The following is a 25474-nucleotide window of genomic DNA, read 5'->3' on the forward strand; positions in this document are numbered from 1 at the left end:
TGCCTTAAAACAGCACACTGACCGTACTCATCGTGCTGTTAGCGCTTTAGCTCGGCCAGCAGCCACGCGTGGGCTCCTGGGCCCGCCACTTGCGCTACCGTGGCGAGAAAGCCCGTGGTCGTGCTCGTCTGCTGCGCGGCTGTTTGGGCCAAGATGGTCATAAACTGCTCAGTACCAACGTGCTGGTGCAAAGCGGCCAGAATACCGGTGCCCTTGTTGTAGATAACCCGCCGGTACATAGCAAACGGGTGCTGGTAGCGGTCGAACCCCCAGAGTGGGGGCGTGCCGGCCGCCGAGGCCGCCAGGCGGGCCAGCTCAGCCCGGTACCCGGCTTCGTCGCCGCTGGCTTGCAGGTACAAGAGGCTGGAATAGGTGGCAAAGGCTTCGCTGAGCCAGCCGTTCTCATCGTGAAACGAGCCGTAGGCCCACCACTTATGGCTTATCTCGTGGGCCAGAATCAGCAAGTCTTCCTGGCTGGTGACGTCGAAAGTGGAGTAGGTAATAACGGTGGCATCGTCGAGCAGGCCGTAGGCCCCGCTGTTGGTGCCGGGCAGGAGAATGGTGAACCGCCCCACGGGCGCTTGCCGGCCGATGGTGCGGTTATAAAACGCCACAATGGCCTCGGCCCGGTGCAGCAGTACCGTATCGGGCCGGGCCAGGGGCGCGCCCGCCTTCACCAGCGCGATGGGCGGGGCCGTGGCCGACGTGGCTTGGTAAAAGTGCTGCGCCACGAAAGCAGTGGGCTCAATGTGGCTGGTGGTGCCGTGAAACACCCACTCGCCGGGCCGCTGCCGCACGGCCGCAGTGGTGCTGCGCACCTGGTAGGCGGCGGGGGCCTGCACCACCAGCTCGTACGCCACCAGCTCATATTCGGCGTAGGGCCGGAAGGGCAGCCAATTGCCGTGGCCACTAAAAACGGCTACTTGGTCCGTGAATTCCCCCTTGGCCATCGTGCCCGAGTAAACGAGCTCAATTTGCCGCCGCCGCCGGTGCGGGCCGTAGCGCACCTGTACCTGGTGCACCGTATCGCCCACGTACGTAACGGTGCTGACCCGCTGCTGCAACGCCCCGGTACTGTGCACGCGCTGCAAGTTGAGCGCGTGGTTCAGGTTTAGCCGTACCACGGAGGTTGTATCTGAGGCGGGCAGCGTGAATTGGTAGTGGCAGGTGAAGGAATGAGTACCCGGCTCTACCCGCAAGCGGATGTGCACAATGGGCGTGGCCAGGCTAGCGAAGGTGCCGCCCCAGAGGAAGAGCACGAGCAGCCAGCTGTATTTTGGAAGAGAGAGCATCGGCCACAAAGTAAGCGCAGTCGTGCACGATGCCTGCGCGACTACCCAAGCGGCGCCCGCGCCAACCAGCCCGGAGCTATGCGTGAAAATAATGGGCGTAATGGCCCACCCCGAAACCTGGACCCGCCCGCCCGCCCGCCGGCAGGTAGCCCGCAAGCGGAACCCGCCAAACGGGTATCAAAGCCTGTCCTTTTTCTGCCGCTTCGGTACCCTGCCCTCCACCCTGGATACTACCGCCGCTACCGGCCCCGCCGACCTGCCCGCCGCCCACGAGCGCGCCCGCATTATGGCAGCAGCCCGTGGCCTGTGTGCGGGGTAGCGATGCCAGCTGGCTCAGGTTCTTCTACTTGTTGCGCCAGCTCCATTCGTTTTCGCGCAGCACCAAGGGCCGCGCTGGTGGTAGTAAAAGCTACCCGTTGCCAGCGCAGCTACCCGCTAACGGCTTAGCTATCAATGGCGTGCGTGTAGCGGTGGGCGGGCGCGGGCGGCCCCTTGGTGAGCCTCTAGGAGCGAGGGCGCGCACCGGGCCCGGCACCTATAGCAACCACCAGCAGGCCTACCAAAAAAAGCACCGACCCCTGACTGGTCAGTGCATTTTTGGGAGAGGCTTACACCGTGAGCGCGCTCACTACTTCACTGATTGCCAGCGTTTTCTCCTCGCCGGTTTTCATTATTTTAATCTTCGCCACGCCAGCGGCCAGCTCCTCGGGGCCCAGTACCAGCACCAGCGGAATGCCCTTGGCATCGGCGTACTTGAACTGCTTTTGCAGCTTGCTGGCATCGGGGTAGAGCTCGGCCGGGATGCCGGCGGCGCGCAGCTCGGCCAGCAGGGGCAGGGCGGCGCGGCCGCTGGCCACATCGAAGTGGGTGAGCAGCACGCGGGTGGGCGTTTCGCCGGTTTCGGTGAATAGCGCCAGGCTTTCGAGGCAGTCGTAGAGGCGGTCGACGCCAAACGAGAAGCCCACGCCGCTCACGCCGGGCAGGCCAAACGCGCCGGTGAGGTTGTCGTAGCGGCCGCCGCCGCTCACGCTGCCCATGGCCACGTTGTTGATTTTGACCTCAAAAATGCAGCCCGTGTAGTAGCTCAGGCCGCGGGCCAGGGTGGGGTCAAACTCCAGCCGGTCAAACTGCCGGAAACCGCTGGCTTGCAGCAGGTCGCGCACCTCGGCCAGCTCGTTGAGGCCGCGGTAGTAGGCGGCATCCGCATCTTCGTCGTTGCTGGCGGCCGTGGGGCGCAGGCCGTCGGGCTCCACGCCGGCCGTTACGAAGCCCACCATCAGGCGCTCCAGCTTTTCGGGGTAGTCGCCCTGCACGCCCAGCAGGGCAAACAGCGTGTCGATGGTCGCATCCTGGAAGCCTTTGGCCAGCAGCTCCTTACGCACGCCATCGGGCCCTATTTTGTCGAGCTTGTCGATGGCCACGAACAGGTCGGTTTCCTTGCCCTCGCCGCCCAGCGCCTGGTAAATGTTGCGCAGCACCCCGCGGTGGTTGATTTTGATGGTGAAATCTTCCAGGCCCAAGCCGTTGAGCACCTGCGCCATCATAAGCACAATCTCGGCCTCGCAGAGCAGCGAATTGGTGCCCACCACATCGGCATCGCACTGGTAAAACTCGCGGTAGCGGCCGCGCTGGGGCTTGTCGGCGCGCCACACGGGCTGCATCTGGTAGCGCCGGAAGGGGAAGGTGAGCGTGCCGCGGTTCATGGCCACGTAGCGGGCAAAGGGCACGGTGAGGTCGTAGCGCAGGCCCTTCTCGGCAATTTTGGGCAGCACGGCTTTGGGGCCGGCGTCGAGGTCTTCGGCCGTGACGAGGGGCGTGATTTCGCCGCGGCGCTCCTTCACCAGGAAGTTGCCCGAGTTGAGGACTTTAAAGAGTAGCTGGTCGCCCTCGTCGCCGTACTTGCCAGTGAGCACCGACAGGTTTTCGAGCGTCGGGGTTTCGAGCGGGGCGTAGCCAAACGTTTCGAACGTGCGGCGGATAACGTTGAAAATGTGCTGGCGGCGCGCCACCTGGGCGGGGCCAAAATCGCGGGTGCCTTGCGGAATGCTGGGTTTTTCCATGTCGGCACAAAGGTAAGGTGGTGGCCCGGGCACCGGGGCGGCTGGCTACCGCGGCATGCTGGCCGCCGGCGTGCCCGCCCGGGTTCCGCTGGCTACGGCGTTTACCCCGGTGCCCTTGGGCATGCCAATGGCGCTGTGGGAGCGGCGGGCGCTGTCGGCAGCGGCGGCTTGGCGGCGGCCGGCTTCGGCTCTGGCGGGGGGCTGTGCCATCGGGCGTGCCGTCGGGTTTGTTGCCGCAGGCCGTGAGCAACCGCGCCGCGCCGGCTGATGCGGGCCAGGAATAAGACGCAGACAAGGAAAGAAGCTGCATGAGCAACTGATGAAGAAGGGCCTTGCGGGCGAAAGGCCCGCCGCCGGGGGTATCCCGGTACCCGTTTGCTTGCCAATGGGCAATTGCGCCGCGGGCATGGCCATCGGCGCAGTCTTTGCGTATGCGGGCCTCCGCTTATTCCATTTGCTCATGCGTTTTTTCTATTATTCTCTGGCACTGGCGCTGGCGCTGGCCTGCGCCCGGCCCGCCGCCGCGCAAGCACCTCTCAATGACACTGTTGCTATTGATAAAGAGCAGTTTAACCTGTTTAACCCCACGCCGCGCAAGTACATGCGCCCCCTGGTGCCCGACCGCCCCGGCATCACCGAAAGCCCGTACTCGGTAGATGCCGGCCACTTTCAGTACGAAACCGACGCGCTGCGCCTGCTGATGCGCCGCGAGGGCCCGGCCCACGGCCACGACTGGTACGCCAACCACTTCCTGGCTAAAATCGGCCTCACCAACCGCACCGATTTTCAGGTGGCCCTCGACTCGTACACCTACTCGTATAACACCGACGATACCGACCCCAGCCAGGACCAGCGCACGCGCGGCATCGGCGACGTAACGCTGCGCCTGAAGCACACCCTGGTGGGCGACGACAACAGCCGCTGGGCCCTGGGCCTCATTGGCTACGTGCAGCTGCCCAGCGGCGGCGCGGTGGGCGACGGTGGCTACGAGCCCGGCCTGGCCCTGCCCGTGGTGTACCAGTTTACCAAAGCCTGGAGCGCGGGCGGGCAGGTGGCCGCCAACTACTTCTTCGACCGCGAGCAAAGCCAGCACTACTTGCAGCTCACGCCCACGCTAACCACTGATTATCAGTTTAATAAGCTAGTGCAGGCCTTTGTGGAGCTGGTGGGCTACTGGGACGTGCGCCAGGCCTCGTGGCGCAGCTCCATTAACGTGGGCCCGCAGTTCGATGTAACTGATAACCTGCAAGTTGACTTCGGAGCCCACCTGCCCGTGACGCACTCCGTGGATAGGGAGTATTTTCTGGGCCTGACTTTCAGGAGGTGATAATGTAGGGTAAGCTTTAGCTTGCCGTTGTAGGCTGCGCGTGCTGGCGGCAAGCTAAAGCTTACCCCACATTACTCTTTCGTAAACACGTAGCTACCACCACCTTGCTTGAGCGTAAATGTTGGCTTGTCGGCGGCAAACTCGACCACAATACCCGCCTGCTCAAACTTGAACACGCCGGCGCCCACTGGCTCCAGCGGAAACGCGCTCTGGCCGGCAGCCTGCGATTGCAGACTGTTGCCGGCTCTGGTCATCGTGATTTTAAGGGGTAGCTGCGGGCTGGCGTAGGTGCCGGCGTAGCGGTAGAGGTCGGCGGGGGCGGGCACGTAGCCGGTGGCCGCAAAGTTGGGCAGCTGGTAGGGCTTGTTGAAGTAAATGGTGAGGGCCGCCGCCGCCACGTCGTTGATGGGGTAGGTGCCGCCGTTGCTGCACAGGGCCACGGCCAGCTTATCGGCGGGCAGGTAGTTGGCCGTGGCCCGAAAGCTGTCGATGCCGCCGTTGTGCCAGTACATAGTTTTCTCGTTGAAGGGCGCCACAAACAAGGCCCGGCCGTAGCCGTCGCGCACTTCCTGCATGGCTGCCAGGCTGCTGGCCGCAAGCAGCTTACCACCAAATAGCGCCTCCATAAAGCGGGTGAGGTCGGTGGGCGTGGCTACGATGGCCCCCGCGCCGCCGGGGATGCTCATGTCGCTTTCCGCGTCGGGCTGCCAGCCGGTGGGCGTGGGCTTGTAGGAGTGAGCCTCCTGTTTTTGGGCCGCTATTTTGCCGCCGTAGTAGGTGGCCTTCAGGCCGGCCCGGGCCACGATGCGCTTTTGCAAGGCCTGGGCGTAGGGCATTTTGGTAAGCTTCTCCACGATGTAGCCCAGCAGCACGAAGTTGGAGTTGCTGTACGCGCCCTTAGTGCCGGGGGCAAAGTCGGGAGCCGGCTGGGCCATAATGGCCAGCATCTCGGCCTGGGTTTTGGGCTGGGTCATGTAGCCCCCAAAAGCCGGGTCGTTGGTAAAGTTGTGGATGCCGCTGTGGTGGCTCAGCAGTTGGTCGATGGTGATGGTAGCCGCATTCGGAATCTGCGGGAAGAAGGTTGCCAGCTTGGTATCCAGCGTTAGCTTTTTCTCCTCGATAAGCTGAAAAATGAGCACGCCCGTGAACACCTTCGTGATGGAGCCGATGCGGTAGCGGGTGGCGGCCGTGGCTGGGGTTTGGGTGGTGCCAGTGACCCGGGCCGCGCCAAAGGCGTGGCTGTATACCACCTTGCCCTCGTGCGCCAGGGCCAGGCTGCCCATCAGCTTGTTGTTGGCTGCCAGCGAGTTGAGCAGGCTGTCGAGCTTGGCGGTATTCAGGGTTTGGGCCGAGGTGGTGAGGGTACCGATACCCAGCAGGGCAGCGAGGGCGAGGGTAGAACGGTGCAACATAACGAGTTGGGCGTGCGCAGGAAAGGGTGAAAGAATGGAACGGTAAGTAAATCTCCAGCTGCGCAAATTCATTACCAGTTAAGTACTAAATTTTGTCTATTCCTGAACACTCAAAACACAACACCCCGCCCGCGCCCGCTGCCCTATAAGGTTTCGCGCCAGGCAGCGAGTGCAAACAGGATGCTGTATCTCGGGTTGTTGTAAGCTAAGTGTTGTTTATCAAGGTTTTAGGATAATTGCGCCGGCGAACCGGGGCACGACCAGCCAGGCGGTGCGTGTGCGCCGTTAGTTGCGGGCCAGGGTGGGGGGCGTGGCGGGTAGGTCGGCGCGGCTCATCACTACCAGCACCCGCGCACCGGCCTGGGCGCGGGCCAGCACCTTGCTATACACCTGCTGCTCGCGGTAGGCCAGCACGGCCGTGCTCAGCTCGCGCAACAGGGCGTGGGGGGAGCTGGCTGCGGCTTGGGGCGCAAACCAGTCGGCCGGGGCCTGCCACCACTTGGGGCTGCTGGCGAAATACTGGCGGTAGGTAGCGGCCAGCTCGGCCTCGTTGCGAATAACTTGCGCCGTGCCGGGCAAAAACTGCGCGCTATTGGCCAGCAGCTGCCGCATGGCTTGCCTGGTCTGGGCTGCCGAAGCGTTGGTGCGCACCTGGTAGCGCTGGGTTTCGCGCAGCAGGTAGTACAGTTTGAGGCGCTCGGGGGCAATGTGGGCTTGCAGGTAGGCATACTCGGCCAGTGGGTCGTCGAGGCGGGCGGTGGCTACGCGGTGCTGCCGAGCCAGGTAGCGGGCGTAGCCGGCGTCGCCAAACTGCGCGATGGTGGCCGCCTCAGTGCTATCAACGCCACAATCGGGGTGCTCGTAAAAAACGACCGTGGGCTGGCAAGCGGCAAACGCCTGCCGCAGCTGGGCAAACTGGGCATCGGTGGCATCGTGCGAGCACACCGCGCCGAAGTAGGTGATGCTACCCCCGCCGGCCACACTGCGGGTGTAGTAGGCCGGTGCCAGCGCCGCCGCACGGTAGCTAACGACCTGAGCATAAGGAGCAGATGGCGCACTTGCTTGGGCAAAAACGGCGAGGGGCGACAGGGCCACGGCGAGCAACAAAGCAACAGTTTTCATGCGATTGGGAGAAAAGAGTGAAAAAAGCAAAGGGTACTTAGCAAGGAGCAAGCAGCACGGTATGGTTTGCTCCGTTATTCATCGAAAACCTAGCCGCCGAAGCCGCCGCCGCCGCTCGGGGCATTGTCGATGCGGCCTTCCTTGGCCTTGGTGGCCCCGATGTACCAGGTGAAGCCCAGCCAGGCCACGCGCGTTTCATACTTGTTGTAGAGCGAGGTTTGCAGCTCGGGCGTGGCCAGCTCGGTGCGGCGCACCTGGGTGTTGAGCAGGTCGGATACGCGCAGCGTGAGGGCGGCGCGCTCGCTGAACAGGCGCTGGCGCAGGGCCAGGTCGAGGCCGCCGGTGGGCAGCTGGCGGCCCTGGGCGGTGAGTACCGTAGAGCGCACGTTGCCAGTTAGTTGCACATCGAGGCCCTTGCGGGGCGTGAAGCTGTTGGCCAGGCGGGCGGTGCCGGCCAGGGCCGCGCGGTTGGCCGCGTTGGCCGCGTTGGCGGCAATCTGGGAGCGGTAGAGGGAGCCGCTGGCCGACACGCGCCACCACTTGGTGAGGGGTTGGGCCCAGGTCATTTCGAGGCCCAGGCTGGTGGTGTTGCCCAGGTTGCGGAACGTTTCGGCCGTGACCACCCCCACGCCGGCCGTGCGCGTGGCCAGGGTATCCACGAAGCGCAGGCGCTGGATGGCCTGCTGCGTGAAGCGCGCAAACACGGTGCTCGTGATGCTGGCCCCGTTCTTCAAATTCAGCTGGTGGCCCAGCTCGATGTTATGGCTGAATTCGGGCAGCAGGCCGGGGTTGCCCTGGCGGTACGCGCGCGGGTCCTGGTAGAGCTGCAAGGGCAATTGCTGCATAAAATCGGGCCGGTTCAGCCGCCGGGCGTAGCTGAATTGCAGGCGGCTCTGGCCGGGCTCCTTGGCTAGCTCCTTCGCCACGGTAGCCGAAGGGAAAAAGCTGAGGTACTGCCGGTTAACGCTGGCCCGGCCATCAGTGAGGCTGCCGTTGATAAACGTGGCCTCGCTGCGCACCCCGCCCTGCGCGCTCCAGCCGTGGGCCAGCTGCCGCGCATACGTAGCGTAGGCGGCCGGCAGCACCTGGTTGAATTGGTAGTCAAACGAGCGGTTCGGGTCGCGCCGATACTCCCCGTTGCTGTCGGCGGTGGGTGCCAGCAGCGTGGTGCTGCCGGTGTTGTGGCTGGCCTGCATTTTGAGGCCGGTTTCGAGCTTGCCCTTGCTGTCGGCGCTGGGCAGGGTATAGTCAATCTGCCCAAAATAAATCTGGGCCTGCACCGCCTGGTCTTGCCGGAAGCCACCCAGCCCCGAGCCACTCAGCGCCTGGGCCACCGGCACGGTGGCATCAATGAGCACCGCCCCGCCGCTGGCGGTTAGCTCGCGGCCCTGGTGCGCCTCCCAGGTGCGGCGGTAATCGGCTGAGGTTTCCAGCACTTTCACCTGCACGTCGGACGTTTGCCGACCCTGCTGCACCACGGGGGCAGGCGCGCCCGCCGGCTGCTGGGTCAGGGTCTGATTGATGGTTTCGCGCTCGCGCTGGTACTGCGGGTTCACGTTCAGGCTCAGGGTCTGCTCCGGGTTCAGGTCGTAGGTCAGGCCCAGGCTGAAGTCGTGGTTCTGGTTGCGCTGGCTGCCCTGGCCCGCCTGTGTCGTAAACAGCGCGCCGCCGTCGGGCAGCTGGGCGGTTTGGGCGCTGGTGCTGCGGCTGCGGTAGGTCTGGTCGCGGCCGTCGTAGCCCAGGTTCCAGGTGGCCTTATGGTGGTGCCGGCTCAGGCTGAGGCTGGGGGCGTATTTCTCGCGGGAGCCCACTACCAGGGCGGCCTGGCCGTTCCAGCCCTCCTTCTTGTTCTTTTTGGTGATGATGTTGATGACGCCCGCCCCGCTGGCATCGTACTTGGCCGAGGGGTTGGTCATCACCTCTATCTGGGATATTTGCGAGGCCGGAATCTGGTCTAGCCGCGGCCCCGGCCCGCCGTTGCTGGTGCCGGCGGGCTTGCCATCAATAAGAATGGTAAGGTTGCTGGAGCCGCGCAGGCTCACGGTGCCACTGGCATCTACGGCCACCGAGGGCACGTTTTCGAGCACGTTCACGGCCGTGCCGCCCACGCTGCTCAGGTCCTTCTCCACGTTGATAATCGTTTTGCCCAGCTCCTGCTGCACCACGGCCTTCTGGCCCGTCACGGTCACCTCGCCCAGCTGCTGGGTGGCCGGCCGCAGCTTTAAATTACCCAGGGCCACAACTGCCTGGCTCACGGGCACTTGCACGGCGCGCAGCAGCGGCTGGTAGCCCAGCGCCAGCACCCGCAGCCGGTAGGCACCGGCCGGTACCTGGGGCAGCTCAAACGTGCCGGCCAGCGTGGTTTGGCCGCTGGCTACCAGGCTGGTGTCGCCGGCCCCGGTGCGGCGCAGCAGCACCGTGGCAAAGGCCAGCGGTTCGGCCTTGGCGCCGCCATCTACGGCGGTGCCGCTGACGGTGGCGCGGCTGGTAAGCGTAGCCGCCGGGCCCGTTTGGGCGCGGCCGGCCAGGGGCAGCGTCAAGAGCAGGCCAATGCTGGCGGCAACGGGTAGCGAGTTGATGTTCAGAGAGTAATGCATGGCGGTGGCGCGAAAAGAAGCGTTCGGTTTAGGCATGGCGATTCCGTTCCCAGCCGGCCGCAGTTCCGGTGGGGGAGAGGAGTCGGTGCCCGGTGCAAGGGCAGGCAGGTGCACCGGGGCGAAAAAGTGGGCTGACCAGCGGGCTGGTCGAAAGACCCGGCCGCTAGGCCGGGGCGAACCAGCCGCCCGGTTGGCGGCCAGCAGCTACCCCCGGCGCGCCGCAGCTAGGCGCGGCCAGGTTGTGGGTAGTGAGGTGGTACTTGGCTTTTGATAGAACAAACTTACAACAGGTACTTTGTTTCGCATAGTACTGTTTCAATTATTTTTCATAATCTGCGTTTTCAGCGCTCAGAAAGGCATTTTAAGTTGAAACTTTTTTTGAATAAGGTCGGCCAGGCAGCCTTTCAAGCCCCTGATTCACTGCGAGTACCTGGCGCTGGCCCAAACGTTACACCGGCCCCCACCTTGCTGCATTACCAAATTGCGTCGTTGCGCCCCGCCAGTGCGGGGCACCCGGCCAGCAGATGTGCGCCGCGCCCCAAGAGTTGCCCAGGGAGAAATGAAATGGCCGTAGTCAAGCTTTGTTAGGCTCCGCCACTGCGCCGGTGGGCTGCGTAGTGGCACCTGCCACCGTTATTTGCCCGTTCCAAGGCCACAGGCTTCGGTATCTCCGCAAAATTCAGCAGCACGCCGGGTAAGACTGGCTTTTTATAATGCAATAGACTATGAATCAAGTAACTAGCCTCCGGGCGGATTCCCCGTTGCTGCGCAAGTACCCGCTAGCTGGCCGCTGGGTAGTGGGAGGCTGGCTGCTGCTGGCTGGCTGCCACGGCGCGCCCGCAACAGAATCGGCCCCCGCCCCTGGGGGCCTGCCAGCTAAGCTGGTACCAACGGTGCTGCGCGTAACGCGCCACTTTGCGGATGAGCTGGCGCAAGGCACCCAGTTCAGGGCGGCCGATGCGCCCCGCTACGCCGATTCGCTGCTCCACTTCAGCGCCACCAGCCATTTCTACCTAAGCCTGCCTGGCTGCTTGGTAGAGAGCACCTTAATGCCCGATAAAACCCTGGACTTCGTGTTTGTTTGGATGCCGTTTCGGCCGCCGGGGTCCCACCCGGCTTTGGATAGGTCGCGGCCCAACCCCGACCGGCTGCTGCGGCTGGGGGAACTGCGCCGCGCGTTTGGCCCCGGCAAAATCGACAGCACCCCGGTACTGACCAAAGAAACGTTTACGCGCTCGTACCCGGTGACTTTTCGTTACCAGCCCACGCCAGAAAGCCGCCCGGTACTACTAAGCGCCGCCATGCCCACCGCCGCGTACGCCGATTCGGCCTGGGTGAATAGCATTAGCCTGAATGGCTTATAAATATATGATAACCAACTAGTTATCATAAAAAACCCTTTTGCCAGCGGCCGCTAAGGCACCTGAAACCACGCCCCGCGCTGGTCGGCGTTAGGGAGCCCGCGCGGCCGTCAGCTTATCGCCCAGCACGTCTTCCCCACGCCCTTGAGCCTGCCCGGCCGCCACGACCCGTATGAAGCTAACTGACTCAATGAATACCTACAATCCCGCACTTTCAACCATCGGTAAGCTGGGCTATGCGATTCAGCTACTTGAGAATGCTGAAGGCTTTGACTGGGAAGCTAGCAAAGACGGTGAGATTTTTATTGCGTCAGACCCGCTACGGCTCCTGGGGCTTATCTCGTTAAAGGACGAATACCATGCGGGAAGCATGGAGCGCCTCTACGATAAAATACTAGCCTCGCATTTTGGTGAGTAGCAAGAGTATCATATTGACTATTAATAATTTATGCTTTAAAAAAACATGCCGTCCTAGTTCCGGCAGCCCCGGCCGGCCGGCGGCCCCGGCGGGGCTCAGCCCCTCCACAATGGGCTGGCCGGTGCGGGCGCGGGGCAACTTGCTGTGCACCAGCATGGCCGCCGTGGGGGCATTGTCGATGATGGTGTGTGGCACGAAGCTGACGCCCGGCGCGATGCCGCCCCTAGACTAGAGCAGTGGCACGTGGCTGTCGCAGGCGTGGCCAGTGCCCCGCACCGAAGCATAAAACAGGGGTGCTGAAAAGGATTTTCACAAAGCCATTGCTGGCTTATAACGCATTGGTTTGGTAGGAATTACGCTTTTGTTGTGCTTGTGCTGCTGCGCGGGCCGGCTCCGTAGTGCGCCCGGTAGCGCTACGAGCTACGGTACGGTAATAAAATATAAGTGATTGATTATTAAGTATTTGTGGCTGGGTATTCGAGCAAATTCTGCACCATGCCTTTGAAAATAATGCCGTGAAACGGTAGCACCGCATACCAGTATAGCCGGCCCGCCAGGCCCTGGGGGCGGTAGGCGGCCAGCTGCTCCAGGGCGTGGGTGCCGTCGGGGTTGTCCACGATGCGAAACTGGAGCCAGGCCTCGCCGGGCAGCTTCATTTCGGCGTACAGCAGCAGGCGCTTGGTGGCGCGGTCGGCCACCAGCACGCGCCAGAAATCGAGCGGGTCGCCGGCCCGCAGGTGGTTGGGCGAGCGGCGGCCCCGGCGCAGGCCCACGCCGCCCACCAGCTTGTCCATCAGCCCCCGGATGCGCCAGAGCCAGTCGGTTTTGTACCAGCCGCGCTCGCCCCCGATGCGCCAGATATTCTCCAGCACCTCGGCCACCGGCCGGGTAAAGCTGCGTCGCTGCCGGTCAAAAAACATCCCGTTTTTGGGAATCTGGATGGCGTTCATGTAGTCTTGGCGCAGGGTGCCGCTGCTCATGGCGTCGCTCCAACTGCTCACCACCTCGTTTTGCTCGATGCGCCGGAAGGCCAGCGCCAGCGCCTCGCGGTAGCTCATGCAGGTGTGCGGCACCACGCGGGCGATGCTACGCGCGGGGTCCACTACGGTGTCGTTCTTGAGGCTTTCGACCAGGCTTTGGGCCAGTGAAAACGACGTGCTGGTGACCAGGTACAGCCACCACGACGACAGCCGCGGCGTGAGCACGGGTACCGTTACTATCCAGCGCTTGTAGCCGCGCTGGGCAGCCAGGCCGAGCAGCATCTCCTTGTAGGTCAGCACGTCGGGCCCACCCAGGTCGAAGCTTTGGCCCAGGCAGGCAGGGTTGCCGAGCACGGCCGTGAGGTAAAACATCACGTCGCGCACGCCCAGCGGCTGGCAGCGCGAGTTGAGCCAGCGCGGCGTCACCATCACGGGCAGCTTCTCCACAATGTCGCGGATAATCTCGAACGATGCCGACCCCGACCCAATAATAATGCTGGCCCGCAGCACCGTGAGCCGGGCCGTACGCGCGCGGCCCAGCACCGCCTCCACCGCCTCGCGCGAGCGCAGGTGCACGCTCAGGTCGTGGTCGTTGGCGATGCCCGAGAGGTAGATGACCTGCCGGGTCGTGGTGCGGTCGAGGTAAGTGGTAAAATTCTGGGCCGAAGCCTGTTCCAGCTGAAAAAAGTCTTCGCCATGCCCGCTCATCGAGTGCACCAGGTAGTAGGCGGCGTCGATGTCGAGGGGCAGGCCGGCCAGCGAATCGGGCCGCAGTAGGTCGGCCTGCGCCACGTGCACCTGCGGGCGCTGGGCTTCGGGCAGCGTGTCGGGCAGGGCAAAGCGGCGGGCGTCGCGCACCAGGCAGGTTACCTCGTGGCCCGCGGCGGTGAGCACGGGCAGCAGGCGTTGGCCAATGTAGCCGGTGGCTCCGGTGAGCAATATTTTCATGGCAAGGGGCGGCAAAACGCGGCCACCGCCGCGCCCACGTAAGAACGTAGGACTGACGCACTTGTTCGCCGGCGGCTCCGCCCACCGGGTTCAGGCCGCCAGGTTTAGGCCGGCTTTTCGCCCTGCTGCTGCACCATTTGCGAAAAGCTCTTGGCCGCCTGCGTAAATTCGGAGGGGATGAGCACCACGGTGGTGGTATTGTTGTCGATGCCGATTTCCGAGAGCATCTGCATGCGGCGCAGCTCCAGGGCAATGGGGCTTTTCTCCATTTCGAGCGCGCCCTGCGTGAGCTTCAGGCTGGCCTCCAGCTCGGCCTCGGCCTTGATGATGCGGGCGCGCTTTTCGCGAATGGCCTCGGCCTCGCGGGCCATTGCGCGCTGCATGGATTCGGGAATTTCCACATCCTTGATTTCGACCAGCTCAATCTTCACGCCCCAGGCCTCGGTGGCGGCATCCACTATTTGCAGCAGCGCGCCGTTGATGTGGGCGCGCTCGCGCAGCACTTCATCGAGCTGGTTTTGGCCAATAATATTGCGCAGCGCCGTTACCGAAAGCTGGTATACAGCCTGGTTGAAATTGGCCACCTTAATCACGGCATCGGCCGGGTTAATGACCCTGAACCACAGCACGGCATTCACCTTGATGGTTACGCTGTCCTTGGTGATGGTTTCCTGCTGCTCCAGCTCCACCGTTTTGGTGCGCATATCAATGGTTTGCTGGCGCTCGATAAACGGTACCAGCCAGTACAGCCCCGGCCCCCGCGTGCCCGTGTAGCGCCCCAGCCGAAACACAATGGCGCGCTCGTATTCCTGGGCAATGCGCAGGCTCAGGGCCAGCAGCACCACAACAACGACAATAAACGGGAGGTACAGCATGGAGGCAGGGGGTTAAAGGTTTGGCGAATGTATCGCGCCCGGCGTGAGAATATTACAGTTTGCCGCGCCGCCCGTGCTGGCTCAGGGCTGCGGCCCCAGTAGCCGCAGCGTTTTGGCATCGCGCCCGCCCTGGAAAAACTTCGCCAGCACCGCCTCAAAAACAGGACTAGCGCTGGGCAAGGCCGCAAACAGCGTCATGGATGATTTTAGCTTCAAGTCGTCGGGGTCGCCAAAAATGCGGTTGGCGTCGCTGCCGGCCAACCCTAGTAGCGCCGTACTTATCTCCATCAGCCGCCCGCCCAGCACCGGGTGCTCCGCGTAGGCCACCGCCTCGGCCCGGTCGCGGATGGCGTAATACTGGGAAGTTGAGCTAAACCCCAGACCCTGAATTTGGGGAAAAATAAACCACATCCAGTGGCTGCGCTTGCGGCCGGCCTCCATTTCGGTCAGCGCTTGCGGGTAGGCCGTGGCCTGGGCGTCGAGGAAGCGTTGGAGGCTGGTATCCTGAGCCATAATATACTGTCTGACTGTTCTATTAAGTTGTGCAGGCCGATGTGAGTACAAGTTGGGCGGTACTGTCAAACTTACGGTGCCGCATTTGCGTTGAATGTTCTGGATTTGTAGAAATTTCAGGTCAACAAAAAACAAGGGGGGTAAGCCTTACGGTCTACCCCCTTCCCCTACCTAACCCAATGGGCGGCTGCCGTTACAGCACCACCGCTCATCAGAAACCAAAACAGCCATTTAGCTATCTCAGGCGGTATGCGGATGTCAAGCTTGATTTTGACTTCCGTTTTCGCACGAACCTTATCTATTTGAATGAGAAGTAAGGTGTTAGCACACCCACTTCTTGAACCCTCGGTTGCTACCAGCAGCCGGGGGTTCGCCGTTTATAGGCAACCGCGTTGGCGAGGTGTTTCCCGTGCGTTGACTCAAAAGTAGTCTACCTCTAACACAACTTTCCACTTAGTCAAACGGCTGGGACACTGAAAATAAAGCAGCACTTTGTTTTCAGTGTCCCAGCCGTTTGACTATCAGTATTAAAGCATTTCAGTAGAAAATATTTAATCTTTTTTAACCTATCGCCCCACCACTGGCAGCACGGCCACGCTCTCGTGCCCTTGCGCATCCACGCTCACCACGCCGAAAATGTAGTTGTCCTTGCTGAGGTTGAGGTTGGCGGTGAGGCCGTTGATGGGGAAGCGCTGCTGCCACTGCGGGGCGCTGGTTTCGCGCACCAGCACCACGTAGCCGGCCGGGGCTGGGCCGCCCTGCGGGGCCTGCCAGCGCAGCTCGGTGCGGTTGGTGAGCTGGGCGGTGAGCACCTCCACCTTGAGCGGGGCGGCGGGGGCCAGGGCCAGGCTGGCGAGGGTAGCCAGGTTTACCTGGGTGGTGCGGCGCAGGTAGCGGTAGTCCATAAACTCGGGCAGGTCGCCGAAAACAGTGCCGTTTTCGGTGCGCAGGTCCTGGTGCTGGTGGTTGAAATTTTCGTTGGTTTCGGTGAAGCGCACGGCCGCGTAGCCCTGCTGGTTGAAGGGCGTGTGGTCGCCGCCGCGCAGGAAGCGGTCGGGCCGGTACTCCAGTAGCACCGCGTAGCCGCCGGCACTCACGTACTGGCGGGCAGCGTTTTGGGCGTAGCGGGCCAGCTGGCGGCTGGGCGCGTCGTTCTCACTGCTGAGCTGGCGGCGGGTGCGCGCCTGCTCGGGCGTTTCGTTGGCCGGCACGCCCTCGCTGAACACGCGCAGGTGCAGCGAATCGGTGATTTCGGGGTCGTGGCCTTTGGAGTTGCCCACGATGTCGTTGTTGAGCATGGCCACCAAGTTCCAGCCCTCTTTTTTGGCGCGCTCGGCCAGGTGGGTCGCGCCCAGCAGGCCCTGCTCTTCGCCCTGCACGGCCACCAGCTTGATGGTGCACGGAAACTTCTGGCCGGCCAGCACGCGGGCCACTTCCATCACGGCGGCCACGCCGCTGGCGTCGTCGTTGGCGCCGGGCGCGTCGGCGGTGCGGTTCATCACGTCGGTCACCCGCGAGTCGATGTGGCCGCTCATCAGGTAAATGCGCGTGTCGGTGGGGTCGGTGCCGGGGATGGTGGCCAGCACGTTGGCCATGAGGGTGGTTTTGTCAACGCGCTTGCCATCAGCCTTGAGCGTGAACGTATCCATCTCCACGGTCATGCGGCCGCCGCCGGCCTTGCTGTACTTCTTAAACTCGTCGAACACGTACTGCCGCGCCGCGCCGATGCCGCGCTTCTTGCTTTGGGTGTCGCTCAGGGTGTGGCGGGTGCCGTAGCTGACGAGCTTGCGCACGTCGGCCTCCAGCATTTTGGCCGATACCTGGCTCACGAGGCGCTGAATGGCGGGGTCGGGCGTGGGCTGCGGGTTGGAGGGCTGGGCCAGCGCCGCGAAGGGCAGCAGGCAGGGAAGGAGACGGAGAATTTTCATAAGGAATCGCAAGAAACGACAAAACGCCGCCCGTCGGCAAGACGAGCGGCGTTTGCGGTAGCGCGGACTTTTAGTCCGCGCGTGCAAAACGTATTGGCTCGCGGACTAAAAGTCCGCGCTACTTTACCCCATCGTGTGGTACACGGCCTGCACGTCCTCGTCCTCCTCGAGCTTGTCAATCAGCTTTTCTACTTCCTCAGCCTGCTCGTCGTTGAGCGAAACCGTGGTGTTGGGCACGCGTTGCAGGGTGGCGCTCACGATGTTTACGCCCTTGGTATCCAGTGCTTTCTGCATCTGGCCAAAATCGGTAAAAGCCGTCTCGATAACCATGTACTTGTGCTCGTGGCTGTGCTCGTCCTCCTCGGTGGTTTCGTACACGTCCTCGGCGCCCACGTCAATCAGCTCCAGCTCCAGCTCGTCGCGGTCCAGCCCTTCGGCGGCCAGCTTGAACACGCCCTTGCGGGTGAAGGTGTAGTCGCTGCTGCCGGCCGTGCCCAGCGCGCCGCTGTTGCGGTTGAAATACAGGCGCACGTTGCTCACGGTGCGGGTGGGGTTGTCGGTGGCGGTTTCGACCACAATGGCCACGCCGTGGGGGCCATAGCCCTCATACACAACCTCTTGGTAGTCTTTTTCCTCGCGGCTGCTGGCGCGCTTGATTGCGGCTTCCACGCGGTCCTTAGGCATGTTTACGCCCTTGCCGTTTTGGATGGCGGTGCGCAGGCGGGCATTGGAGTCGGGGTTGGGGCCGCCTTCTTTCACGGCCATCACGATTTCCTTGCCGATGCGGGTAAAGTCTTTCGACATCCGGTCCCAGCGCTTCATTTTGCGGCCTTTCCGGAATTCAAATGCGCGTCCCATCTTTTCAATTATCAGTTAACAGTTATCAATTATCAACTCGGGGGCCGGGTGGGGAAGAGGAGTTGAATGCGGGCGCAAGTTACTACGCCCGACCGGGGGGTGGCAACCCGGCCGGCGCTAGCGCCCAGTGGGCGGCGCGGTGGGCGGCGCGGTGGGCGGCGCGGTGGCCACCAGCTCATACACGCCCTTGTTGCCGGGCGGGTAGCCAGCAAGGGTGATAACGAGCCGGCGCGTTTTGGGCGCGTAGCGAAACGTGCCGCGCTGCACGTCGCTGCCCTTGGGGTCGGTGAAGCGGAAAATAATGCTGTCGCCCACGGTCGTAAACTGGCCGTGCTGCGTAAAAAAGCGTGGGCCGCTGTCGCCCAGCAGCAGGCGCAGGCGCTTGTCGTAGGTGCCGTCGGCGTGCAGGGCCAGGGTGCCGCCCACGCCGGGCACGCGGGTGGGCGGCTCGCCGGTGGTGAGGTCGTGCACGGTGTAGGCCGTGTAGGTATAGGTGGCGTAAAACGCCGCCGGCAGGGGCGCAGCCGGCGCGGCTAACAGCAAGGTGGCCAGTAAGTAGCGAGTCGTCATGGGCAAGCCAAAAAAGCGGTGGGGCGGGTGGGTAAGCGCCGTAGCAGCCTCGCCCACCCGCCCCACCGGCAAAAATAGCGCCGAGCGCTAGGCGTAGTGTCCGGGGCGCTGGGGCTTGGCTTTTTTGCGTTTTTTGCGGCGGCCACCCACCAGCAGCCAGCCCGCGCCGGCCAGTAGCAGGCCCACGCCAATGGCGGCGGCTTGCTTGGGCAATTTGTCCTCCACGGGTGGCGGCAGGTGTTCTACGCCGCTGGCGTCGGTGCGGGCGGGCTCGTGCAGGTAGCGGCCCTGGGCGGGCAGCGGGTAGTCGTTGGCGAGGTGTTGCAGGTCAAGCATGGCTTGCAGGCCGGTCATTACCGGGCCGTGGCCGCAGCCAATGTGGCGGGGCTCCAGGGCCGCCAGTGCCTGCACCGAGGCCCGGCACTGCGCCCAGTCATAGTTGAAGGGCGGGCCGGCCACGCTGATTTTCGGAATCCCCAGCAGCACGGCCGGCAGCGACTCGTGGTTGGTAGTGGCAAAGGCATCACCGGCGAGCAGCGTGTGGTCGGCCTCCCGAAACAGGGCAATCTGGCCCGGCGCGTGGCCCGGCACGTGCAGCCAGCGCCACTGCGCCAGGTAGGGTGGGTGCTCATCGCCGAGCGGCAGTGCCTCCACAACATCCTTTAGATTAGGTAGTTGGGTAGGAAAAAACCGGCTCATGAACGCCAGCGAGCCGCCCACGGTGGGGTCGCTGGGCGGGTACAGCGCCTGCTGCGTCACGTACGGCATTTCGAGCGGGTGCACCACCACGGGCACGCCCCAGGCAGTGGCCAGCGCCAGGGCCGCGCCCATGTGGTCGAGGTGGCCGTGGGTGAGGAGGATGCACTGCGGCTTGGCCCCTGGCCCAAACAATTGTTCGGCCGCCGCCCGAATTTCTTGCTCTGAGCCCGGCAGGCCCGTGTCGAGCAGCACCCACTCGTCGGGGGTGCCGGTTTCGATAAAATACACGTTTACAAAACGCTTGATGCGCAACTGAAATACGCCGGCCGCTACTTGGTTCATCGAATAGGGGAGGAAGTTTACCGGTAGCATACGGCTGCGCGGCGCCCCGGGGTGCGGCGGCCCCTATTTCACGGGCCGGGTCGTGACCGCGCCGGTAGCCTTATCTACCTCAAAAGCCGCCTTGCTGGGCATTCGCTGGGCCCAGTCGGTGCGGGGCACCAGCACCTGCCAATGCGTGCCCACGTCCGCCACGCTGGCCGAGTCGGGCACGTAGCGGGCGGCGTTGGGCAGCGCTTGCACGAAGCGGCCCACGGCGGCGCGGGCCGCCTCGGCGGTGGCCGCGCCTGGGGTGGCAGCCGGGTCGGTAGCGGCCGCGGGGGCGGTGGCCTCAGCCAGCGTGGCATCGGTGGCAGTGGCAGGGGCGGTGGCCGACTGGCAACCGGCTAGGGCCAGTAGCAGTACAGCAGGCAGCAGGAGTTTGGACATGCCGCAAAGCTAGACCCTATGCCCGCCGCCAACTGCCCTGCTTTGTTGTTACTACCTACGTTTCCGCTAGCCAATTTCTCATGTCCCCTACTTCTTCTGCGCCGGTCATCAGCCCCGAGCGCTTGGCCACCGCCTACTCCTACGCTAGTTATCGCCAGCTCATCGACGAGGCGCTGGCCCAGGGCCGCACCACCGGCCCCGAGCAGTCGGCGGAGCTCACCGACTACACCGTGCTCAACGTGCAGCGCATGAGCCGCCTCGACAAAACCGTGAAGCTCCTGCCCGAGCTGGTAGCCGCCGCCACGGGCCTGCGCCAAAACTACATCTGGCTGATTATCACCGAAGGCTGGTGCGGCGACGCCGCCCAGCAAGTGCCCGTGTTCGAGGCCCTGGCCCAGGCCAGCGCCGGCCACCTGCGCACCGCCTACCTGCTGCGCGACGATAACCTCGACCTCGCCGACCGCTACCACACCAACGGCAGCCGCAGCATCCCCAAGCTGGTAGTATTGCGCGCCGACACCCTCACCGAAGTTACCCACTGGGGGCCCCGCCCCGCCGAAGCTCAGGCCCTCATAATCAAGCTGAAAGCCGAAGGCATGGCCCACGACGACTTCATTCGCGAGCTGCACGCCTGGTACGCGCACGACCGCACCCAGGCCACTCAGCACGAGCTGTTGGCGTTATTACAACAGCTTGATTAGCAAATAGTTGTTACCTTCTGGAGGGGGTGGGGTGCCCCATGGAGGGCAATAACTATTTGCTGCTCAATGCCTTTTCCAGCGTCAGCAACGTCAAGAGCTGGCGGGGGCGGCCAAAGCGCGTAGTATCCGGAAACGGCTCGCTTACGCCGGTGCGCTGGTAGCCCCGGCGCTCGTACCAGGCCAGTAGCTCAGCGCGCCCCGCCAATACGCTCATTTTGATGTGGTTGCATCGTTCGCGCTGGGCGTACGCCTCTACGGCCCCGAGTAGCTGCCGGCCCAGGCCGTGCGCCTGCGCCTGGGGGGCTACTGCCAACATGCTGAAGTACAAAGACTTGTTCTGTTGCTCAACGTACACGCAGCCGGCTAGGTAGCCAGCGGCCGTTTCGGCCTTGAGCAGGGTGGCGTGGGGGGCGGTCAGCAGTTCGTGCAGCGTGGCTTCGTCGATGCGGGGGCCTTCGAGCAGGTGGCCCTCGGTGGTCCAGCCAGCGTGGGCGGCCTCGCTGCGGTAGGCCCGGTTGATGACATCGGCCAGGGTAGGCACGTCGGCCGGGGTGGCTGGCCCGATGCGGTAGGTTAGTTTATTCTCCACCTGGCAAAGATAACCGGCTCGCGGTGGCCCACTTGCGGCCGGGTTTGCGCAGTCCTTTCTCCTTTCTTTTCCCCATGAATCTTTCCCAAAACACCATTTTGCTCACGGGTGGGGCCACTGGCATTGGCCTGGCGCTGGCCAAGCGCTTTGCGGCGGCGGGCAGCCAGGTTGTCATTTGCGGGCGGCGGGTCGATAAGCTGCAAGCAGCTCAGCAGCAAGTGCCTGGCCTACACTACTACGCCTGCGACCTGGCCCTGGCCGCCGACCGCGCCGAGCTGGCCCGGCGCGTAGTTGCCGATTTTCCGGCCCTCAACGTGTTGCTCAACAACGCGGGCATCCAAAACCGCTTCCAGGTGGCCGACCTGCCCGCCGACCTCGCCGCCTGGGAGCAGCAGCGCCAGGAAATCGCCATCAACCTGGAGGCCCCCGTGCACCTGGCGGCGCTGTTGCTGCCGCACCTGCGCCAGCGGGCGGCGGCGGCCATCATCAACGTGTCGTCGGGCCTGGCGTTTGCGCCGATGGCGGCCGCACCCATCTACAGCGCCACCAAGGCAGCGCTGCATTCGTTCACGCTGTCGCTGCGGCGGCAGCTGGCCGGTACCAGCGTGCGGGTGCTCGAAATAGTGCCGCCCGCCGTTAATACCGACCTCGGCGGGCCGGGCCTACACACCTGGGCCGTGCCCGTCGATGAGTTTGCCGATAGCATCGTGGCCCGCCTCGCGGCCGGCGAAGAAGAAGTAGGTTTTGGCACGTCGGAGAGCATCCGGCAGGCCACGCGCGCCGAGCTGGATGCCCGCTTCGCGCAAATGAATGGGTAGTTAACTGGGCTGTTATCAATAAGTTGGTGATGAAAACTGCTGCTTAGCCCAACCCTTCACCCTGCGCAAACGCAGCCGATAGGTGGGGCAAAAAGCTGCGGGCTAGCTTGCGGCCCCATCCTAATTACCCGCCACTCTTTCATGCTTCGCCAACTCACTGCCGGCCGGTGTGCGCTGCTACTAGAGCGTGAGGACAATTAGAGTCAAGTTTATTTATCTAAGCCAATCTAACATTGCCCCAATGTGCCAGAAGGCCAGGAAAGAAACGACGGTTTTTTCGTAGCGTGTGGCTAAGCGCCGGTACTGCTTAAGGCGGCCGAAAAAGCGCTCGATTTTGTTGCGGTCCCGATAGGTTTCCGCGTCCATATCGAGGGGTTTCACCCGATTGGGGTGGCTGGGAATAACGGCTTCGATGTGGTGCTGGGCACAGTAAGCGCGGTTTTCATCGCTGTCATAGGCGGTATCGGCCACCACCTTGCCCGGTTGCAGGCCAGCCAGCAGGAGCTGGGTTTGCGGGCAGTCGCCGGCCTGTCCGCCGGTGGCAATCAGGCGCACGGCGTTGCCTAAAGCCTCGGTGCAGGCGTGAATCTTGGTGCCGATACCCCCGCGGCTGCGGCCAAGGCACTCGGTTTCGGGGTCACTTTTTTTTGGCCGGCCGAATGCTGGTGCGCCCGCACGACGGTCGAATCGAGCATGACCCATTCCAATTCCGGCGCTTGCAAGGCCAAAAAGGCGCGTTCCCACACACCTTTTTGGGCCAGCCGGCGGAAGCGGCGGCAGACCGAATTAGCCTTGCCGAAACGCTCGGGCAGGTCGGCCCAGGGGCAGCCGGTCCGCATTATCCAAATGATAGCGTTGAAAAACAGGCGGTTATCTTTGGCCGTTACGCCGCAATCGGTGGCTTTACCGGATAAGAGCGGGGATACGGCCTCCCATTGGCGGTCGGTTATTTCATGACGGCGCATATAATTTAATGCTTAACTTATTTGATATAACCTGAAGCTAGGCAAAGGTAATTGTCCTCACGCTCTAGCGCTTCATTTTTTGGAGGTTTACTTCCGAATGAGCGCGCCCGCCTGCTTCTCGAACTGCTGAATAAGGCGCTGCATCACCTGGTCAATGGCCTGTTCAGTAAGGGTTTGCGTAGCGTCTTGCAGCAGGAAGCTGACCGAGTACGACTTCTTGCCTGCTTCGAGGCGGTCGCCTTCGTAGGTGTCGAACACGTTGAGGCCTTGCAGCAGTTTCTTCTCGGTGCGCTGCGCAATGGTGCGCAACTGCTCGAAGGTCACGGCCTTATCCACTACCAGCGACAGGTCGCGGCGCACCTCTGGGAACTTGGGCAGCTCGCGGGCGGTGAGGGTGGCCTTGTACTTTTTGAGCAGCCACTCCCAGTCCAGCTCGGCATACCACACGGGCTGGCTCACGTCGAGGCGCTTGAGCACGGCCGGCGATACGGCCCCCACGTTGCCAATAGGCTGATTTTGAACCAGTAGCGCGAGGCCACCGGCCAGGTACGGGTGTTGCGTGGGCTGCGGCGCGGCCTGCGGGTGGCCCAGCGCCGCCAGCACCTGCTGCGCGGCCCCGGCCGCGTCGTGGAACGTGGCTTTTTGGGTGGGGTGCTGCCAGGTTTCGGCGGTGGCGGCCCCAGTGAGCCAGATGCCGAGCACGGTTTTTTCCTGGTACTTGCCGGCGGCGGTGCGCTGGTAGGTTTTGCCAAACTCGTAGAGCTTGAGGTCGCGCTGGCGGCGGTTGAGGTTGTGGCGCACCACCTCCAGGCCCGAGTGCAGCAGCGCGGGCCGCATCACGTTGAGGTCCTGGCTGTTATAATTCAGGATACGCACCAGCGTTTCGTCGGGCGCGTCGGCTTGCTCGAAGTACTGCGAGTTGGTGAGCGAGTTGGTGATGATTTCCGAAAAGCCCTGGCCGCTGAGCAGGCTGGCCACTTTCTGGCGCACCACCTCGGGGTCGGGGTTGGGGAAGGGCGACAGGAACGAGGCCGAGTTATAAGGCTTCAGGGCCACGTTATTGAAGCCGTAGATGCGCAGGATTTCTTCGATAATATCGGCCTCACGCGTCACATCTACCTTATAAGGAGGCACTTGCAGCAGCCACTCCGTGGTGCCGTTTTGAGTCGTTTCCTCTTCAATCGTGATACCCAGCCCTTCCAGGATTTCGCGGATGCGCTCCTCCCCTATTTCCTGGCCGATGAGCTTGGCCACGCGGTCGAGGCGCAGGCGCACCTGGTTGTTGGGGATGAGGTGCGGAAACTCGTCCACCACCGGCGCGGCGATGCGGGCCCCGGCTACTTCTTGCAGCAGCAGGGCGGCGCGCTTGAGGGCCGTGGGCACCATGTACGGGTCGGTGCCGCGCTCAAAGCGGAACGAAGCATCAGTTTTGAGGCCGTGGGCCTGGCTGGTACGGCGCACCACGGCGGGCGCGAAGTAGGCGCTTTCCAGAAATACGCGGGTGGTGCCCTCGCCCACGCCCGAGGTTTTGCCGCCGAACACGCCGGCCAGGGCCATGGGCGCGCCGTTGGTGTCGGCAATCACGAGGTCGTCGGCGCTGAGGGTGCGCGCCACATTGTCGAGGGTCACGAAATACTCGCCGGCTTCGGCGCGCTTCACCCGAATTTTATTGCCCGTGATGGCCGCCGCGTCGAAGGCGTGCAGGGGCTGGCCCAACTCGTGCAGCACGAAATTGGTCACGTCCACCACGTTATTAATCGGCGAGAGGCCAATGCTGCGCAGGCGGCGCTGGAGCCACTCGGGCGAGGGACCAACCCGCACATTATCAAGCAACAAGCCAGCGTAGCGCGGGCAAGCCTGGTCGTCTTCAATAACTACCGTGATGTTGTCGCCGCTGGTGGGTGCGGCAAATTCGCGCACGCTGGGCAGGTGGGCGGGCTGGCCCAGCAGGGCGCGCAGCTCGCGGGCCACGCCGTAGTGCGAGGCGGCATCGGCGCGGTTGGGCGTGAGGCCGATTTCGAATATCGTGTCGGTGCCCAGGCCGAAGTAGTCGGCGGCGGGCGTGCCGTCGGGCAGGTCGGTGGTGAGCACCAGTATGCCGGCGTGCGACTCACCCAGGCCAATTTCATCCTCGGCGCAAATCATACCTTCGGAGGCCGCCCCCCGGATTTTCGATTTCTTGATTTTGAAGGGCTCGCCGGTGCTGGGGTACAGCGTGGCGCCTTCCAGGGCCACTACCACGCGCTGGCCGGCGGCCACGTTGGGGGCGCCGCACACGATTTGGCGGGGCGTTTCGTCGCCCACGGCCACGGTGGTGAGACTCAGCTTGTCGGCGTCGGGGTGGCGCTCGCAGGTGAGCACGGTGCCCAGCACCAGGCCGCGCAGGCCGCCAGGGATGCTTTCAAAGTCTTCCAGGCCCTCCACCTCGAGGCCGGAGCCGGTGAGCAGGGCGGCCACTTCATTGGCGGGCAGCGCGGTGGGGAATAGGGTTTTGAGCCAGTCGAAGGAGATAGTCATGCTTAAAAAACGTCGGCGCTGGAGGGGCCGGGCGCGGGCGGCAAAGGTACGGGCTGGCTGGGTGCTCCCCTAAGCGCGTGGGCTTTCGCTAGCTGGAAGCGGCCAGCCAGCTACGCCAGCTTACTAACGCCACATTACTTCCTGAATAAGCCTTGA

Annotated in this window: 23 protein-coding genes and 1 pseudogene; 6 read left to right on the forward strand and 18 right to left on the reverse strand. The window is 63.5% G+C overall.

Annotation, left to right across the window (positions count from 1 at the left end; all coding sequences use genetic code 11):
• Window positions 1-38 precede the first annotated feature (38 nt).
• A complete protein-coding gene (locus tag QMK33_RS10350) occupies window positions 39-1292 on the reverse strand; it encodes a M1 family aminopeptidase (RefSeq protein WP_283564512.1) in 1254 nt (417 codons plus the stop codon).
• A gap of 100 nt (window positions 1293-1392) precedes the next feature.
• On the opposite strand from QMK33_RS10350, the gene QMK33_RS10355 reads away from it, so the two are divergent.
• Window positions 1393-1611 carry a hypothetical protein gene (locus QMK33_RS10355; RefSeq protein WP_283564513.1) on the forward strand — a complete coding sequence of 73 codons (219 nt, stop codon included), beginning with the start codon at window positions 1393-1395 and terminating at the stop codon, window positions 1609-1611.
• Window positions 1612-1900: 289 nt separating this feature from the next.
• Here QMK33_RS10355 and hisS read toward each other — a convergent pair whose 3' ends face one another.
• Together hisS and QMK33_RS10365 are read right to left on the reverse strand one after the other, a co-directional pair.
• Window positions 1901-3352 (reverse strand): histidine--tRNA ligase, encoded by a 1452-nt coding sequence (gene hisS / locus QMK33_RS10360; RefSeq protein ID WP_283564514.1) that lies wholly within the window; start codon window positions 3350-3352, stop codon window positions 1901-1903.
• Between the two features lie 45 nt (window positions 3353-3397).
• On the reverse strand, window positions 3398-3562 hold the full coding sequence (locus tag QMK33_RS10365; protein ID WP_283564515.1) for a hypothetical protein: 165 nt from the start codon (window positions 3560-3562) through the stop codon (window positions 3398-3400).
• Window positions 3563-3812: 250 nt separating this feature from the next.
• Here QMK33_RS10365 and QMK33_RS10370 point away from each other — a divergent pair, with 250 nt between their 5' ends.
• The gene (locus QMK33_RS10370) at window positions 3813-4679 is read left to right on the forward strand and encodes a transporter (protein ID WP_283564516.1); all 867 of its coding nucleotides are present in this window, start codon (window positions 3813-3815) and stop codon (window positions 4677-4679) included.
• Window positions 4680-4750: 71 nt separating this feature from the next.
• Here QMK33_RS10370 and QMK33_RS10375 read toward each other — a convergent pair whose 3' ends face one another.
• The 3 genes from QMK33_RS10375 to QMK33_RS10385 all read right to left on the reverse strand — a co-directional run bounded on the left by QMK33_RS10375 (window position 4751) and on the right by QMK33_RS10385 (window position 9810).
• Window positions 4751-6091, reverse strand: coding sequence for a serine hydrolase domain-containing protein (locus QMK33_RS10375; RefSeq protein ID WP_283564517.1), 1341 nt, complete (start codon window positions 6089-6091; stop codon window positions 4751-4753).
• A gap of 285 nt (window positions 6092-6376) precedes the next feature.
• Entirely contained in the window at window positions 6377-7213 is an 837-nt protein-coding gene (locus QMK33_RS10380; protein WP_283564518.1) for a hypothetical protein, read from the reverse strand.
• Between the two features lie 89 nt (window positions 7214-7302).
• A complete protein-coding gene (locus tag QMK33_RS10385) occupies window positions 7303-9810 on the reverse strand; it encodes an outer membrane beta-barrel protein (RefSeq protein ID WP_283564519.1) in 2508 nt (835 codons plus the stop codon).
• A gap of 725 nt (window positions 9811-10535) precedes the next feature.
• Here QMK33_RS10385 and QMK33_RS10390 point away from each other — a divergent pair.
• The gene (locus QMK33_RS10390; protein ID WP_283564520.1) at window positions 10536-11174 is read left to right on the forward strand and encodes a hypothetical protein; all 639 of its coding nucleotides are present in this window, start codon (window positions 10536-10538) and stop codon (window positions 11172-11174) included.
• Window positions 11175-11361: 187 nt separating this feature from the next.
• Window positions 11362-11589, forward strand: coding sequence for a hypothetical protein (locus tag QMK33_RS10395; protein ID WP_283564521.1), 228 nt, complete (start codon window positions 11362-11364; stop codon window positions 11587-11589).
• Here the strand turns inward: QMK33_RS10395 and QMK33_RS10400 are convergent.
• From QMK33_RS10400 to QMK33_RS10440, 9 genes are all read right to left on the reverse strand, one after another.
• A complete protein-coding gene (locus QMK33_RS10400) occupies window positions 11566-11784 on the reverse strand; it encodes a hypothetical protein (protein ID WP_283564522.1) in 219 nt (72 codons plus the stop codon). The genes QMK33_RS10395 and QMK33_RS10400 overlap by 24 nt on opposite strands.
• A gap of 260 nt (window positions 11785-12044) precedes the next feature.
• Window positions 12045-13517 carry an SDR family oxidoreductase gene (locus tag QMK33_RS10405; protein ID WP_283564523.1) on the reverse strand — a complete coding sequence of 491 codons (1473 nt, stop codon included), beginning with the start codon at window positions 13515-13517 and terminating at the stop codon, window positions 12045-12047.
• Between the two features lie 104 nt (window positions 13518-13621).
• A complete protein-coding gene (locus QMK33_RS10410) occupies window positions 13622-14392 on the reverse strand; it encodes a slipin family protein (protein ID WP_283564524.1) in 771 nt (256 codons plus the stop codon).
• An 81-nt stretch (window positions 14393-14473) separates the two neighbouring features.
• The gene (locus QMK33_RS10415) at window positions 14474-14905 is read right to left on the reverse strand and encodes a DUF1810 domain-containing protein (protein WP_283564525.1); all 432 of its coding nucleotides are present in this window, start codon (window positions 14903-14905) and stop codon (window positions 14474-14476) included.
• Window positions 14906-15471: 566 nt separating this feature from the next.
• Window positions 15472-16833 (reverse strand): M28 family metallopeptidase, encoded by a 1362-nt coding sequence (locus QMK33_RS10420; RefSeq protein WP_283564526.1) that lies wholly within the window; start codon window positions 16831-16833, stop codon window positions 15472-15474.
• A gap of 123 nt (window positions 16834-16956) precedes the next feature.
• A complete protein-coding gene (locus tag QMK33_RS10425; protein WP_283564527.1) occupies window positions 16957-17691 on the reverse strand; it encodes a YebC/PmpR family DNA-binding transcriptional regulator in 735 nt (244 codons plus the stop codon).
• 117 nt (window positions 17692-17808) lie between these two features.
• Window positions 17809-18261, reverse strand: coding sequence for a hypothetical protein (locus QMK33_RS10430; RefSeq protein ID WP_283564528.1), 453 nt, complete (start codon window positions 18259-18261; stop codon window positions 17809-17811).
• A gap of 87 nt (window positions 18262-18348) precedes the next feature.
• Window positions 18349-19302, reverse strand: coding sequence for an MBL fold metallo-hydrolase (locus QMK33_RS10435; RefSeq protein WP_283564529.1), 954 nt, complete (start codon window positions 19300-19302; stop codon window positions 18349-18351).
• Window positions 19303-19365: 63 nt separating this feature from the next.
• Entirely contained in the window at window positions 19366-19728 is a 363-nt protein-coding gene (locus QMK33_RS10440; RefSeq protein ID WP_283564530.1) for a hypothetical protein, read from the reverse strand.
• A gap of 80 nt (window positions 19729-19808) precedes the next feature.
• On the opposite strand from QMK33_RS10440, the gene QMK33_RS10445 reads away from it, so the two are divergent.
• Window positions 19809-20429 carry a thioredoxin family protein gene (locus QMK33_RS10445; RefSeq protein WP_283564531.1) on the forward strand — a complete coding sequence of 207 codons (621 nt, stop codon included), beginning with the start codon at window positions 19809-19811 and terminating at the stop codon, window positions 20427-20429.
• Window positions 20430-20481: 52 nt separating this feature from the next.
• On the opposite strand, the gene QMK33_RS10450 is transcribed toward QMK33_RS10445, so the two are convergent.
• Window positions 20482-21018: a GNAT family N-acetyltransferase gene (locus tag QMK33_RS10450; RefSeq protein ID WP_283564532.1), complete on the reverse strand. Its 537-nt coding sequence runs from the start codon at window positions 21016-21018 to the stop codon at window positions 20482-20484.
• A gap of 74 nt (window positions 21019-21092) precedes the next feature.
• On the opposite strand from QMK33_RS10450, the gene QMK33_RS10455 reads away from it, so the two are divergent.
• Entirely contained in the window at window positions 21093-21836 is a 744-nt protein-coding gene (locus QMK33_RS10455) for an SDR family oxidoreductase (RefSeq protein WP_283564533.1), read from the forward strand.
• 216 nt (window positions 21837-22052) lie between these two features.
• Here QMK33_RS10455 and QMK33_RS10460 read toward each other — a convergent pair.
• Together QMK33_RS10460 and pheT are read right to left on the reverse strand one after the other, a co-directional pair.
• Window positions 22053-22774 (reverse strand): annotated as a pseudogene (locus QMK33_RS10460) (IS5 family transposase); the annotation flags it as partial.
• Window positions 22775-22888: 114 nt separating this feature from the next.
• Window positions 22889-25318 carry a phenylalanine--tRNA ligase subunit beta gene (pheT, locus tag QMK33_RS10470; protein WP_283564534.1) on the reverse strand — a complete coding sequence of 810 codons (2430 nt, stop codon included), beginning with the start codon at window positions 25316-25318 and terminating at the stop codon, window positions 22889-22891.
• Window positions 25319-25474: the final 156 nt, after the last annotated feature.

The organism is Hymenobacter sp. H14-R3, from assembly GCF_030063445.1.
In the GTDB taxonomy this organism is placed as follows: domain Bacteria; phylum Bacteroidota; class Bacteroidia; order Cytophagales; family Hymenobacteraceae; genus Hymenobacter.

What these genes read in the sequence shown, in the direction of transcription:
- pheT (WP_283564534.1), bottom strand. Translation starts at nt 25,318, where the DNA reads ATGACTATCTCCTTCGACTGGCTCAAAACCCTATTCCCCACCGCGCTG.
- QMK33_RS10440 (WP_283564530.1), bottom strand. Translation starts at nt 19,728, where the DNA reads ATGTCCAAACTCCTGCTGCCTGCTGTACTGCTACTGGCCCTAGCCGGT.
- QMK33_RS10455 (WP_283564533.1), top strand. Translation starts at nt 21,093, where the DNA reads ATGAATCTTTCCCAAAACACCATTTTGCTCACGGGTGGGGCCACTGGC.
- hisS (WP_283564514.1), bottom strand. Translation starts at nt 3,352, where the DNA reads ATGGAAAAACCCAGCATTCCGCAAGGCACCCGCGATTTTGGCCCCGCC.
- QMK33_RS10425 (WP_283564527.1), bottom strand. Translation starts at nt 17,691, where the DNA reads ATGGGACGCGCATTTGAATTCCGGAAAGGCCGCAAAATGAAGCGCTGG.
- QMK33_RS10375 (WP_283564517.1), bottom strand. Translation starts at nt 6,091, where the DNA reads ATGTTGCACCGTTCTACCCTCGCCCTCGCTGCCCTGCTGGGTATCGGT.
- QMK33_RS10415 (WP_283564525.1), bottom strand. Translation starts at nt 14,905, where the DNA reads ATGGCTCAGGATACCAGCCTCCAACGCTTCCTCGACGCCCAGGCCACG.
- QMK33_RS10385 (WP_283564519.1), bottom strand. Translation starts at nt 9,810, where the DNA reads ATGCATTACTCTCTGAACATCAACTCGCTACCCGTTGCCGCCAGCATT.
- QMK33_RS10420 (WP_283564526.1), bottom strand. Translation starts at nt 16,833, where the DNA reads ATGAAAATTCTCCGTCTCCTTCCCTGCCTGCTGCCCTTCGCGGCGCTG.
- QMK33_RS10430 (WP_283564528.1), bottom strand. Translation starts at nt 18,261, where the DNA reads ATGACGACTCGCTACTTACTGGCCACCTTGCTGTTAGCCGCGCCGGCT.
- QMK33_RS10405 (WP_283564523.1), bottom strand. Translation starts at nt 13,517, where the DNA reads ATGAAAATATTGCTCACCGGAGCCACCGGCTACATTGGCCAACGCCTG.
- QMK33_RS10370 (WP_283564516.1), top strand. Translation starts at nt 3,813, where the DNA reads ATGCGTTTTTTCTATTATTCTCTGGCACTGGCGCTGGCGCTGGCCTGC.
- QMK33_RS10365 (WP_283564515.1), bottom strand. Translation starts at nt 3,562, where the DNA reads ATGGCACAGCCCCCCGCCAGAGCCGAAGCCGGCCGCCGCCAAGCCGCC.
- QMK33_RS10350 (WP_283564512.1), bottom strand. Translation starts at nt 1,292, where the DNA reads ATGCTCTCTCTTCCAAAATACAGCTGGCTGCTCGTGCTCTTCCTCTGG.
- QMK33_RS10390 (WP_283564520.1), top strand. Translation starts at nt 10,536, where the DNA reads ATGAATCAAGTAACTAGCCTCCGGGCGGATTCCCCGTTGCTGCGCAAG.
- QMK33_RS10380 (WP_283564518.1), bottom strand. Translation starts at nt 7,213, where the DNA reads ATGAAAACTGTTGCTTTGTTGCTCGCCGTGGCCCTGTCGCCCCTCGCC.
- QMK33_RS10395 (WP_283564521.1), top strand. Translation starts at nt 11,362, where the DNA reads ATGAATACCTACAATCCCGCACTTTCAACCATCGGTAAGCTGGGCTAT.
- QMK33_RS10410 (WP_283564524.1), bottom strand. Translation starts at nt 14,392, where the DNA reads ATGCTGTACCTCCCGTTTATTGTCGTTGTTGTGGTGCTGCTGGCCCTG.
- QMK33_RS10355 (WP_283564513.1), top strand. Translation starts at nt 1,393, where the DNA reads ATGGCCCACCCCGAAACCTGGACCCGCCCGCCCGCCCGCCGGCAGGTA.
- QMK33_RS10445 (WP_283564531.1), top strand. Translation starts at nt 19,809, where the DNA reads ATGTCCCCTACTTCTTCTGCGCCGGTCATCAGCCCCGAGCGCTTGGCC.
- QMK33_RS10435 (WP_283564529.1), bottom strand. Translation starts at nt 19,302, where the DNA reads ATGAACCAAGTAGCGGCCGGCGTATTTCAGTTGCGCATCAAGCGTTTT.